At 44.1% G+C, this 13,239-nt stretch carries 9 protein-coding genes; 1 reads left to right on the forward strand and 8 read right to left on the reverse strand.

What is annotated here, in order from left to right; genetic code table 11:
* Positions 1-246: 246 nt before the first annotated feature.
* Positions 247-831: a hypothetical protein gene (locus ABFQ95_04515; GenBank protein MEN8236788.1), complete on the forward strand. Its 585-nt coding sequence runs from the start codon at positions 247-249 to the stop codon at positions 829-831.
* A gap of 456 nt (positions 832-1,287) precedes the next feature.
* Here ABFQ95_04515 and traD read toward each other — a convergent pair whose 3' ends face one another.
* The 8 genes from traD to traW form a co-directional block, all read right to left on the reverse strand.
* Entirely contained in the window at positions 1,288-2,976 is a 1,689-nt protein-coding gene (traD, locus tag ABFQ95_04520) for a type IV conjugative transfer system coupling protein TraD (protein ID MEN8236789.1), read from the reverse strand.
* 173 nt (positions 2,977-3,149) lie between these two features.
* The gene (locus tag ABFQ95_04525) at positions 3,150-6,653 is read right to left on the reverse strand and encodes a conjugal transfer protein TraG N-terminal domain-containing protein (protein MEN8236790.1); all 3,504 of its coding nucleotides are present in this window, start codon (positions 6,651-6,653) and stop codon (positions 3,150-3,152) included.
* Between the two features lie 9 nt (positions 6,654-6,662).
* Complete coding sequence (locus ABFQ95_04530) at positions 6,663-8,069, reverse strand: conjugal transfer protein TraH (GenBank protein MEN8236791.1); 1,407 nt, start codon at positions 8,067-8,069, stop codon at positions 6,663-6,665.
* A complete protein-coding gene (gene traF, locus ABFQ95_04535) occupies positions 7,997-8,797 on the reverse strand; it encodes a conjugal transfer protein TraF (GenBank protein MEN8236792.1) in 801 nt (266 codons plus the stop codon). The genes ABFQ95_04530 and traF overlap by 73 nt, the downstream gene beginning before the upstream one ends.
* Positions 8,781-10,631 (reverse strand): conjugal transfer protein TraN, encoded by a 1,851-nt coding sequence (locus ABFQ95_04540; GenBank protein ID MEN8236793.1) that lies wholly within the window; start codon positions 10,629-10,631, stop codon positions 8,781-8,783. The genes traF and ABFQ95_04540 overlap by 17 nt, the downstream gene beginning before the upstream one ends.
* Positions 10,632-10,663: 32 nt before the next feature.
* Entirely contained in the window at positions 10,664-11,326 is a 663-nt protein-coding gene (gene trbC / locus ABFQ95_04545) for a type-F conjugative transfer system pilin assembly protein TrbC (protein ID MEN8236794.1), read from the reverse strand.
* A 10-nt stretch (positions 11,327-11,336) separates the two neighbouring features.
* Entirely contained in the window at positions 11,337-12,437 is a 1,101-nt protein-coding gene (gene traU, locus ABFQ95_04550; protein MEN8236795.1) for a conjugal transfer pilus assembly protein TraU, read from the reverse strand.
* On the reverse strand, positions 12,424-13,113 hold the full coding sequence (traW, locus tag ABFQ95_04555; GenBank protein ID MEN8236796.1) for a type-F conjugative transfer system protein TraW: 690 nt from the start codon (positions 13,111-13,113) through the stop codon (positions 12,424-12,426). The genes traU and traW overlap by 14 nt, the downstream gene beginning before the upstream one ends.
* Positions 13,114-13,239 lie beyond the last annotated feature (126 nt).

A 13,239-nucleotide genomic window follows, 5' to 3' on the forward strand; every position in this document is an offset into this window, starting at 1 on the left:
GGGGTAGGTAAGGTCGGAAATATGATTCTAAAATTTAATTCAAATTCCCGGTTTTATTGGGATTGAGGCCTATTAAGAGTTTTTTTGTCCTGTAGTAAGTAAAATTATAAAAAAAATTACCCAAATGGTTTGGGCTTTAGACATGTATTTAAAGGATTTTAACTATGTTAAACCGGCTTGTTTTTTGAAGAAAGTTACAGTCAATTCGATTGTTTCAGGTTTAAGGCAGTGAATTAATAGGAGATAATGATGAAAGCTTTTTTGTTTACTTTGATGCTTGGGTTTTGTGTAAGTGAGGCTAATGCTACTTTGAGATCCATAACTTTTGACGATGTGTTAGCAGAAGGAGGATTTAATGCTCCCACTTTAAGTAATGTAAGTCAACTTAGGCCTGGACCTAATCCTTTGAATAACCAACAAAAAGATCAATTAGTACAATCTAAAACTCTTAATCAGTTAAGAGTATTAAGCGTAAGGAATTGTGACTTCACAGATGCTCATATACGGAACTTGACAAAAAATCCAACTTTTAGTAGGTTGTTTAACTTGGATATTTCACAAAATATTCGGATTGGAGACAATTCTTTGGATTACATCTTGGATAGTGACGTTATTGCCTCTATAAGGGATTTACCTCAGATTAGCGGACGTTATGGTATACCATCTTCTGAAGTGTACCTGCAAACCGATCATACCGCCGTTACAAGTGATAAAATAAGGGAAATTACTCAAGAGCCACGTCAACATTTTTACATCAGGTACTTGGACCCCAATGGTAACCAAACGGCCAGTGATGTACCCCATGGTTTAAAATGGATCCAAAAACAGTGAGAAATTCTTTAAGGTGATGTTAATATCTCTCAAAAAGGAGGGTTTTTGAGAGACGCACAATCCTTATCATCAAACTCGTTAGCCCCCGACAAACAAAGCTTTCGAGATCTTTTTTTCTCAAAACCCTACCCTTTTAAGGAAATTATATAGCCAAAAAAACCGTGCTATGTCCATTTGAGACCTGAATTTTCTAATCGATTGATTTAAAATGAAATTTAAATCGTGAAATTATTTTTTAGCAAAACTCAAAAACTTTATATGTGTGATTTTTATATCACGCTTCATAATCAAGGATAGCTGGATCTATGAGGCTTTTGAAAAGCTTGAACCGGTGTAAATCAGCATGCAAAACTGCACTGTCGAGCGCCACGTAATGGCGCCACCCCTGCGCCATCTGCGACAACCACTCGACAGTAACCAACCAAAGAAGGCTATCTTTAAAAAAAAACTTACCACCTATGCAGGCTTTTTGTATTTCATCTTTATTCTCGTTGCGGGATAATTTCCAGGGAACTTTACAAAACATTCCAAGTCTTGCAAATTGGCAATCTCACTCGGCAGGACAATCTGCCGAATACGCTCGGTTTTGCTCAATGACACACCATCACGGATGGTATTAGCCCCAAAAGATAGATTTTCTTGCGATTCTGCATATTCATTTTCACCTATCACTTTAGAAACCCACTGTGCTGTTTCTGGATCTGTGGTGCGAAACATAAGCTTGGTATTGAAAAGATCCAACATTGATCGGGAAATCGAACGACCATAGATCGTCTCCAATTGCGGAAAACTCTGAATTCCTGCAATGATACAACCACCATATTTACGAAGCTCAGCAAGACCGGTTATCAGTGCAGGCAGATTGTTTAAGCTCGGCAGTTCATCAATGATAAACCACAATTTTTTAGTTGCATCTGGAGCTAGAGACATCAGCCCATTAACTGCTACATTCAACCAAGCACTCATTAGAGGTCTTAACAGGGAACGCTGACTTGGGGCAGCCGTCAAAAATAACCACTGATTTTCTGGTCCTGCCTCAATCCACCTACGAATTGAAAACTCCCCCCCTTTTTTAAGATACCTAAAACTTGCAACCTGAGACGCTAGGGTTGCTCGAATCGATGTAGTGGTTCTCTCACCTGCCTTATCCGTAAATGGAGCAGCATCTGTTCCAGCAAAAAAACTATGATATTTACCGGCCTCTGCTGTTACGAGATAATCATAGAGTTCTTTGATATCTTGGGACTCTTCGAGCTGTTCAATTGCAACGGTTAGAATTTTTCGACTGGCTGTTTCCCAGAAAGGGTCCTGTCCCCTACCCTTTTGTGGGATAAAGGCTTCGGCAAAACTTTCAACCTCTGAAACATCTTGGCATTCTTCCCACAGATTCCACCCCTGCCCTCGCTCATCAAGCGGATTTAAAATGACATCTTGACCTGTTCGGTAATAACGAAAAACCAGATCTCCAGTGGTATCTACAACGATAGCTCTATCTCCTCGCTGGCTAATCTGCGGCAACAACGTATGGAACGCGTTCGTTTTGCCTGAGCCAGTCGTCCCTGAAAATAAAAAATGGGAAGTTTCCTTATTTTTTACCAGCGGCAAACCATCCAAATTTAAATCCGAAGCGGCACCCTTTTTGCGCAGCAAACTGGTAATCTCCTTTGGCGAAACCAATTGCTGGCCGCGAAGAATCTGCTTGGAAGATAAACTTGATCGCTGCTGCTTGCTGAAGCGACCAAAATACATAACAGACCCAACTGCACTCACAAAAAATATCAGAGGGGAGTAAAAAAGCACTTCCTTAATGCTCTGCTGCACCTTTAAGGTGGTAGCGTGAACGTAAGCGTCATTGATATATTTGATTGAATCAACACGTGCTATGCTCATATCTCTCAGGTAAATATCTAGGTGATGATAACTCTTGGGAATAAATACCTGCATGCTAATCTTGGCCTTGGCCCACCAGCACATGATGGCGGTATATCCATCATACCAATCAAACTTTAGCATCAACACGACTACCAAGACTATAACGCATAAGGCAGATGCAAAAGTTAGTGCAATTTTCAGCGTCTGTCTAAACATCCGCAAGCGATGCATAAACAGTTGGCCTCCTTCAACAGCTCTAAATTTATCTGACATCTATCTTCTCCTTACATGTGACCTGTCTCATCGCCAATATCCATAATATAACCGCCAATAGCAGCGTAGCTGGATGCAAGGGAAATCTACACCGGGTCGAGTATCGCTGTTGGCAGATTTTCTAGATAATAACGTAGCTGTACAAAGTTGTGTCTGGGCTTGCATATGATCTATTAAGAATCCTCATTGCGCAAATCAGTCAAAGCTTTCTCTGATTTTGTCATTTTCCTTTGATTCTTTTCCTGCAACTTTTGCTCCACATGATTTTGAATTTTGGTGTGGTCTGAAGACGATAAGCCTTTTTTGACACCAATACCTTCGTTAAGTTCGTCATAGTACTCGTTTGATTCTGTAATTTGCGAACGAACTGTCGATGCTCCAACCAAGTTGATTGGAGTACTAGGCTCCGAACTATCCGGAGTGTTCACAATCCGAGCTTTTTCTACATGTCTAGCACCCGGTTCTGGGGAATCTTTGGGATGTTGCTCAAACCGTTGCTGAGTTGCTACTTCTTGCTCTAACTTGCCAAAGCTCTGAGGATCATTGCTCACTAACCCACCCCTGGATTCAAAATCGTATTGGTAGGATCCTGTTCCAGAGGTCATCATTGTAAAACCTGTATCTGTGACTACATCGCTAGAAGCAAGACTCGCAGCTGAATTACTCGACGGACTTGAGAAAGCTGTATACAAATTAGAAAAACCTGCATCGCTAACTTGCTCACTGTTTGATTGTCTTGGTACAGGCTGAATTTGAACAGCTCCACCTGGTTGATTCAATTTGTCAGCATTTTGATATGCTTTGCTCACAACTTCACCCTTATATTCAACGCCATCGGATTCAACACTATGTTGATAGGGTTTAGAACTTCGCATCATCACACCAGAATCTGTAACCATCTCTTTAGAATAAAGATTATTAATAAGAGTACTCCCCGGACCAGACCAGGTGGCGTATAAATCAGAACCAGACTTTTCTGCCATCCGCCTAATGTTTGATTTCTCATGCTCTGTCGTATGCTGCCCGGATTGTTCTGACCACTGCTGATTATGCGCATCCTGAGAGTGAGCAACCTCTGCTACAGCTTCAGATTTTTTGTAAACAAAATCATCTTGCAGCTTTTGATAGGTTTGCTGTAAATCCGCTGATGATTTTAAACCAGCTCTGGCTACCTGATCCCTCGCCTCATTTACACTTGCTGTTCCTACATTGGTATCAACAGAAGCAAGATAATTGCCAATTTCTTTGTCACTCAAAACATGGTCTGCTGATTCAACCAATCCACGCATAACCCCTACCCTTGCCGTTACAAAATCCGCACGGTAGTTTGCAACCTCAGCGCCGCCTCCTTCAATCAACTGAACCGCACTACCCCTATCAAGACCTGCACGCTCAGCTACATAAGATATCCAACTAGGATTTTCATTGGTGGCTGCTGCAAAAGACTGATTTTCCGCCAATGATTTAACCTTGGCCCAGTTTTCAGAATGGGTGTAGGTACGCTGCAACTGCTCCGTTCCAGTTTTAACCTTTTCACTAGCCGCAGAATAATGATCTATCGACTGTCTTCCCGTTGTATCTGTAATACTGCCTTTGTGTTGCTCAGCATAATTAGAGATAAAGCCAATGTTTTTTGCGATTCTTTGCCCAATATCTGAGTTTTTGAATTTGTTGTACTGCTCTTGGTTACTAGCTGAAGCATTAACTCCAGCGCCAGCATCCAATCCTGTAAGCACTTGTGCGCCTTTACCCCAAATAGTGCTTGCAGAGTTAAACCTTAAAGCCATATCCGAAACCGTCTGAGCAAAAACTCCATGCTGCTTTCCGTACTGCTGCATCATTGACTGGGTCGCTTCAGCACGGCTTTGCAGATCAGCTGTTGTAGCTTGAGTGACATCAGAAGCTGCTAAATAACCCTTTGAGGCATTGTCTATCAATGAAACCGTAGTAGCAGCACGATCGGCAATACTTGTGGATAAAGATCTTGCTTGATTGCGGGCTAATGTTTGCGCATCGGTATGGCTTTGGGCAGCAGAAGCTGCAATGTTGTCATTGGAACTCATATTGGTAGTGAGAGAATCCTGCCTGACATTAGCGGCTTGTTGCCCATAAACACTGGTGGTAATGGCAAGCTTGCCATCATCATGGGTGGAGCCATAATTAGTATTGGCGCCTAATTGCTGCTGGGCATACTGCACATTACCCATGGACTGATTCCTAAAGTTTTGGGTGTCAAAGGTAATATTGCCATCGGCTGTTTCAGAACCAATCTTGGCGGCCCCGCCCTCAAAACCACTGGAGAAACTCGACATCAATTGACTCAAAGCAATACCACTACGACTTACAAAAGCCCAGGCAAGAAACGGCAACGACAACTGCAAAGCACTCATCCAGGTAGAAACATTATAGGCCGTATCCGCCAGAGCTGTCTGGGTAGCTATAGAAAATCCCCCAACATCAGTCAGTACACTCGCACTAGCTCTTTGCTGCGCTATATGCGCAATCCCATTAATAATTGCAGAAAACACCGGCCACAATTGCACCGAGATCACCATCTTTAACCACTCACATAAAAAAGAAATGCCCCTGGGCAAAAAAACCAACGGCAACAATACCAAAAACACCACCAGCAACAACGCAAACACCACCGCTTGCAACATCGGCATATAAGAACCAGCTACTGCCGCCTTGAGCAAAAAACCGGTATTCTGTTGCGCCGTTACCCTGGTGGATGAATAAGAAAGTAACTCTGGCGAAATACGCTCAATACCAAACTCTGTCTTCTTGTCATCGCGTGCCTCTCGATACGCATTGACCAATAACTGCTGCTCAAGGGCTCTTGAGGCAGATCCAGTCTGTTTGGCGATATTAACCCAAATATCTTGCGCCATTAGCTTAAGCGATGAACTCAGCTTCCTTTCACTGCTATCATTTGACCAGCCAAATATCTTGCTTAGTAAAGGACCAAGGCTTTTTTTTCCTTCAACAGCCATGGCACGCTTAACCCTAGAACAAGCTCTCTTGCAGCTTAAAAACTTAATTGTCCCACCTGGATCTTCCCAGTAAATACCCAACCAAGAATGAGCATTCTTTTCGACAAAACCAATAATATCATTAGTTTCCAACGCTTCTCGCCGCAATCCATTGATATTAGTCAAAACAAAAGGCAGACGAAAACATTGACGGGCAAAATCTTTCACATTCTTGCGTAAAGTCGGATCGGAAATTCGCACAAATCTCGCCTCAGATATCAGCTTTGCAGCAAAGGAGGGAACCGATGATTGATTTTGATAACCAGTAATAAAGATATCCTCAATTTGCTCCGTCAAGGCTCTGGAAAAAGAACTAGAAACAGAAGCAACCAAAGCAAGACCCAAGGGAACATTATCCACCCTGTCAGCCCGATAGGTTGGATCAACTGCATCAACGATATTTACCGAAGCCTTGGGCACTAAAAACAGACTGAGCAACAAATAACTGGGGATAAACCAGCTACTGGCAAAAAAACCCAGATTACCGCCGGGTAGCGCTTTTGCAGCAGCCCAAACCCCGCCTATTAACGCACTGACATAAACCACATTAGTAAAATAAGCCGAGTTACTCTTGGTCAATATGGCAATGCCGTTAAAGACTTTGTGGATTATCTCCCCTCCCCCGTAAGTGTAAATAATATCCATGCATCCCGCCTAACTATCTGTTGCCGCCTCAATGATATTTTCCAACGAGCGAATGTGCTGATTCAAACGCCAAATACCTTCATAATCTGCTTTCTGCATCATCGCCTGAATGCGCATACGCGCATGTTGCAAATTTTGCTTAAACTCCTTCACGGCTGAAGCATCTACTTGAATGCTCTCTAACTCCTCAACAGCCAACATAATCTCAGCGGCAATAGTATCAAACTGGGTTAAAATCAAAGAAATTGCGATAAATCGCGCCGCATCTCGTAGCAAAATCACATTGGCATGCGCGGCGGCGCAAACTTGTATGTACTTAAAAATCGGCACTGCATAAGCATCACCTAAAATGGCTTGCTCTTCTTTTGTCAAAGCAGCACCACTTAGATATTTCATTTGCAAGCTAGTAACTACCCGAATTACCCGCTGCGTCATGCCTTGAGCTTGGGAAATTCGCACTTTGACAGTTTTTGGCTTTAAACAAAGGCTCTGCTCATCACACACCAAACCAGAAGATTCGCCGCCTTCTAAATAGGCTTGAGAAAAATTAATGGCATCTGCCCGTGGAGAAATCTGATGCAGCCTATAAGTGTTACCTTCTTTTCTCGAGATAACCGTACCAACAATACTCATGATAAACTCGCAAACATCTTGGTCATCAGCATATTTGGGAATGCGTTTGAGAACCTTCCAAACCAAATTGTACTCTCCAGTGAGCAAGTCTTTATATTTCCTACCGTTGAGATAGGACTGCTGCTGTGTTTCACTACGGCATTTCGACATAGCTCCGTAAAAATCCGTCGAACTACCCCCACCTCTTGCTATATCCTGACACAGTGTCTCGCGCATTGCCCCCTGCTTGGGTAAAACCGCATCAAATATCGATTGTCGCATCCGACAGTCATCCAAAGTCATGTTGTTAATCATCTGCAAATAATGCCGCAGGTCAGACATCAAACCCTCAATCTGTGGGGCAAAGGTTTTCATCGCCAGCTGAAAACCATAAGTCGGCAAGCCTCTACCAACTCGCTGCAACATTTCCTTAAATTCCCGGGCATTCATAAAACTCATGCCGCCAAAACGCATGTCCATATTGCCGCAAGACCCCTGCCCTATCCCACTGGGAAGACGCACATTGAACGGCTGCACCGCTTTGTTCTTTTGCCGAACTGCAACTCCGCCCAAGGTATAATGCCCTACGGCCTGATCCCGAAACGATCCTGGGTCTGTATGATTGGCAGCAGCACCCAGCTTGGCAAACATATGCTCTAAACCGCCGGCCAAAGATGCAGACGGCAACAATAAAATCAGCCACAAGCAAACCAACAAACGGTTTTGCATAATCATGCCGCCACCAACTGCGGCAACAACAGTTCTAAATTCTGCAATAACTGTTCCTGCGTTACCATACCCCAAGCAACCGGTATAACCTGCATCGTACTTGGATTTGCCAAAAACAATGCTGGATAAACACCTTGTGGATTAATCAAGGCCAACGCGCCATTGTCCCTGACTACCTTGGCAATTCCTGCCATAACTCCGCCATCAGCAGCTATACCCTGCAACTCAAATCCATAGCTTTCTGCAAACCTGGCTACAACCGGTGCAAACCGATGACAATAAGGACAACTCTGCTTGAAAGCAAAAAATAACCCATAAGTTTTCGCAAGCTGTTTTAACTGCTCGGTTAACCGCTCTGCCCGCTGCTTTTGAGCAATTGCTTGATGCCAAGGATGTGGATTACCATTATGCGAATAGCCACTGCTTTGCAAAAGATGCGAAAGACTCCACATCTTGGCAAATTCCGTAGAACGAGCTTCAAATTCTAATTGCTTTTGCTTAACTTGGGTAACATTTGACAACGTAGGCTGCAAAAGAGCTGTGGCGAGGGTTTCTGCAAACTCCTTACGCATTAACTCAATACGCTCAGCATTGGTTTTGGGCGGCTTTAATTGCTGTTTTAAGTTTTGCCTTATTAACTGTTTTGCGGTTTCCTGCTTTAAAGGTTCGCTTTTAAAAAATTGCTGTTCCCGGTACCAAAGCCAGCCTTGCTCTGGTTTTTCTACAAAAGCCTTACAGCAGACAGGAACTGCCTGCACTATACTGCAACAAAGCGATAAGCCAATCCTACATAACCACTGCATTGCTGACCCCCGTTACGTTTTTTCTGCCACTTTTTGTTTGTCCTGGTGTTAATGACCTCGGTGGTAACTGCTTCGTTGCTACCTGCTCTGGATGAAAGCGTTTTGCCATTCCTTTGATTTTTGCACCGGCATTGTGTTGCAACTCTGTGGTGAACTTTTTAAAATCTGGTTTATTGGTTTTATGCATGATGTCTTCAAACACCTCACGCAAATCGAGCTTGGAAAAATCCACCCGGCTGATTTCTGCAACCGTCAAACCGCGACAATTGGGATATTTAGGATCACCCCAACCCATACCCAATTGCCCCCTGCCCTGCTCTTGCACAATCCGCACCAACTTCGAGCCAAAGCAACAAAAACTGGAACGCTTGCGCAGACAAATTCCTAATTTTTTCTTGGCGCAGAATGTACCGACAAACACACATTTACGCTGACCGCGTAATTGCGCCAGCTGTCTTTCTTCTGCTTTACAGGTATAGCCAAAAGTCTTGCCCCAACCCTTGCCGGTGCCACAACAATCCCTAAAGCTCAAACAATCCTTGCGGCAACTACGCACCTGACCTGTAAAAATGGTAATCGGATGTTTAGTCATGCCCTTTGACATCTCTTTCAAAATGGCCAATTTTGAAATCGCTTCAGCAAAATCCTGATTCGGAGCCCAAGCATGTTCATCACAATTGCTATCAAGACAAAAAGGCACAGGACCTGTTAAAGAAGATCCCTGCACTGTTTCTAGAACGTGTTCACACTCAAAAGTTTGCGTGTATTCAACACAGGTGCCCTGTAACTTGGTTTTACAACGGCTGTCGATCTGCCGGCAACCCCTACGCCTTAAGTCACCACAGGTGTTTTTCGAGGGAAAGCTACATTTGTAGGTGCGTTTTTTCTTCCACCAATCCCTGATTATCGGATGACCATTAATCTCCCTGGTTTCCGGTCCTTCTAAGATTTGTTCATCTACATACTCGCATAAGCCCTTATCAGCTTGTTTTTCCAATGATCTACACCGATCTCCTATACGTTCATGAATATCCTCATCTTTTAAAATGGTTCTGTATGTAATATCAATTTGAGCTGTAAAATTAAGCCACAACCAAGAATATCCGTTTGATGTACTAACACTTAAAGTACCATTTTGTGAAAGAGAAGCACTGCCACTGACAAGCTTCAGAGATTCAACTCTATCTCTCAGTTCTTCAGGAAGAGGAGAAGAAATAGATGTACTCGCTGCATAATGCCCAGGATTGTTTGGATTTGAGGAGTCATATTTTTGCCCCGTGATAACATTTCTACTCAATCCCCCTGACCAACCATGTGAATACACAGGTACCGAAACTCGATGAATTTGAGTGCGCGGAACATCAATCCTAATCTGCCGCGTTTGCGTACAGGCATAATACGTTGGCCCCCTCGCCTCTTCGCATTCATGCACCGTTGTTTTAACTGATTTTGTGGTACGTCGCAGGCTTTCCTTGGCCTTAATCTTATCCAAAGCGTGCGTCACGATATAATCACCGGCTTGGATAAATTCGTTTTTCTCATCGAATAAATACATCGGCCTTTGGTTGGCAGCCTCCTGTAAACTACCACTCACTTGTTTGGCCATATCACTTGAGTTTTCATTGCCTCCAATAAACAAGGAACTTGCATCATTTTCCATTGCCGCTGAATCATTGAAATACCGCTGCTGCGCGCAATTACCAGCTGCCCCAGCAAGGGGGGCAAGCTGCGAGTGATCAGCAGTGCCTGCTTCACTTTGAGCAAAGCTCTTGCCCGCATTGTAGCTGCGTTGATCACTGGCAGCGGCAGATTTAAATACAATAAACAGTAACAACAAGCAAACTCCTTTCATCTTTCATCCTCATATTATTGATCTTCTCTTATTGGCTTGACAAGTTTTTCCAGGGCCAGTTGCAGCTCTGGCTGCTGACTGACTCCTGCAAACTCTTGCAAAACATGTTGCAGCGAAACATGCCCAACCAGGCGATTGCTTGGCTGGCCGTCTGTAAGCCAAATAAAGCTGGGAACCTGCTGAACTTTATATTTCGTAAACAAATCAGGATCGATATCCAGCTCGATTCCCAATTGCCTCAAGCGCTGCTGCGTAACCTTAAATGAATCATCAAGCAACCCCCTAACCAGCAAACGACCACCAACTTTTTTGACATCCCTAGAGTAATTCCGCAAAGTCAACTCCGGCATTGAAAAACTCACAAACACCAGCAAACCACTCGAGTTAGCAAGGTTATCAGCCTCTGAAGCAGCAGCACTGATTGCCGCATGACCAGTACAGGTTCCAGCAACGCCTGAACTCTTACAAACCCGACCCTGCTGCATCTTAAACCCACCAGAAAACTGCCCTGAAGCCTTTCCTGTAAGCGACTCACGTAAGTAACTCAACGCTTCCTCCTTAAAATGCTGTGCTGCTTTACTTGCTTCTTGCTGATTTTCCAGCGTAGAATATGCTTGGTTTTCTCCAAAACTGGGGCAGGTAATCAGTAAAGAAATCACTAGAAAAGCTCTTGACATTAACTGCCTCCTACAACAAACAACAGTCACGTTTACGCCAGACCAGATAACCAAAGTCCTCACCCTTATAGGGAAACTCTCGGCCACCTTGCCAAAGCACTTCTGTGGCTCCTAGTGCCTGACATCGATTTGTTTGCGGAATTGGATACGTCATTTGCGTGCGATATTGGCTTTTGCGTATAATTGGCATCGGATACTTGCCGCACAAACCCAACTTACCATAATAACCCCAAAGCAATCCTTCTCTGTGCAATTTGGCAATCATCCTGGTTGTGGCTAATAAACTGGCTTGCACACCGCCAGAGTGATCAGCTATTGTCCCGGTAAATGGATAAACACTTCCCTGACAACCACCACACCAAAACAAAATATCCAACGGCAGCTTAGCAGAAGCGGCTGCACAATCGGCAATACAGGCCATCTGCGCTATATGACTGCCAAACAGCAAAGCCTCAGGGTTGATAATGGCCGACTTCTCATCATCGTTCCAAAAAGGATCCACCTCAGTTAGATAAGCCAGATCAATAGCGTTATTTTCCAAGCAAGCAAAATCTAGCAAAACTTCCAGCCAGTACAAAATTGGATAGACATACCAATGCACATGATAAAAAGAGCGCTTATGCCGAGTATTTGGATGCGGCGCTACCTGACCCCTGCCCTTAATGCCAGTATTGGCAAGCTGCGTGCCCCCCATGTTTACCAAACAAAAAGGCGTCCGCGTCACATCTACAAGACGAGCCGGCTCCCAAAAAGAAACCGGAATGCCCGGAACAGGCACCGGAATGCCTGGACGCTTACACACACATATTGGACTTCTGGGGGATTTAGGATCAGGACCACCACTCATTACCTTAACCCCAGCAATACGGATCGGAAAGATACACTTCCAACAAATATCTGTAATTGGATTGAGCATCCGGCCATGACAATTACCAGCCTTTAAGGGCGCGGCCAATAAAATCAACAGCGTGAACCAGGCTAACCTAATATACATTAACGACTTCGCAACGGTGCTTATCTGCAATGCCACTTTTGCCATGACATTTGGCAAAATCCGCCAACCGCTCTTACAACCTACCAACCAATTCGGCCTGCGATTATTTAATGTCATGCTTGTTTCCTCCTGGTAAAATTGGCTGCAGCTCTTCCACAAGCAAACTCTTGCCTACTTGCGAAATTCGGCAGGGAACCTGACGAATGCCGAACTTTTTTACAATGCGCCCACCCTGATCAAAGTACACAGGACGATCCAATTGACGGCTTAACTCAAGCGGCCGCCCGTTGATGAGCACGAGCGTGTTTCGAAGAGACTTGTCTCGAAGAGATTGGCTCCAACGTACCTGTTCAACATCATCGCCATCGATCAACAACAACGGGGTGCCCCAAGCAACGTAATCCAGTGGATTAATTCGTGTGCCTTTAGCGGCAATCAGACGGCCTTGATGATCTTGCAGGTCTTCCTGCACCACAAGGGTTGGATCGTATCTGTAACTTCTAGACTCTTGGGTGTGCCGCAAACCAGCAACCACGCTTGGCCGTTCCATACTCTTTTTTACCCGAACACCTATCTCTTGATTGATGTGGGCAAGTTGCCCGGAAGCCTTGATGCTTTGCAAACGGTCTGCAAGCACATGCAAAAGATTACGTTCTTGAATGGCAAAAGTCTCCCCCTGCACCCCAAAATCTTTGGCATGCAAATCACAAACAGCCAGTAACAGAAACACAATAAACCCTAAAGTCCGGCTACCCTTAAAAAACAACCTACATTGGCAAAACCAAGTGCGCATAATCACAACGCCTCTTGGTTTTCTTTAACAAAGGCTGCTGCGCAACCATGACGTTCGGCTAGAACCGATTCTATCGACTCTTCAACTCCCAAACCTTGATTTTTAAACTTAACAATCTCTGCATAA

The sequence above is a fragment of the Pseudomonadota bacterium genome, assembly GCA_039714795.1.
GTDB lineage: Bacteria > Pseudomonadota > Alphaproteobacteria > JAGOMX01 > JAGOMX01 > JBDLIP01.

Coding starts and splice junctions, on each gene's coding strand:
- traD (MEN8236789.1), bottom strand. CDS start 2,976: ATGTCAGATAAATTTAGAGCTGTTGAAGGAGGCCAACTGTTTATGCAT.
- ABFQ95_04525 (MEN8236790.1), bottom strand. CDS start 6,653: ATGGATATTATTTACACTTACGGGGGAGGGGAGATAATCCACAAAGTC.
- trbC (MEN8236794.1), bottom strand. CDS start 11,326: ATGTCAAGAGCTTTTCTAGTGATTTCTTTACTGATTACCTGCCCCAGT.
- ABFQ95_04515 (MEN8236788.1), top strand. CDS start 247: ATGATGAAAGCTTTTTTGTTTACTTTGATGCTTGGGTTTTGTGTAAGT.
- traU (MEN8236795.1), bottom strand. CDS start 12,437: ATGACATTAAATAATCGCAGGCCGAATTGGTTGGTAGGTTGTAAGAGC.
- traF (MEN8236792.1), bottom strand. CDS start 8,797: ATGCAGTGGTTATGTAGGATTGGCTTATCGCTTTGTTGCAGTATAGTG.
- traW (MEN8236796.1), bottom strand. CDS start 13,113: ATGCGCACTTGGTTTTGCCAATGTAGGTTGTTTTTTAAGGGTAGCCGG.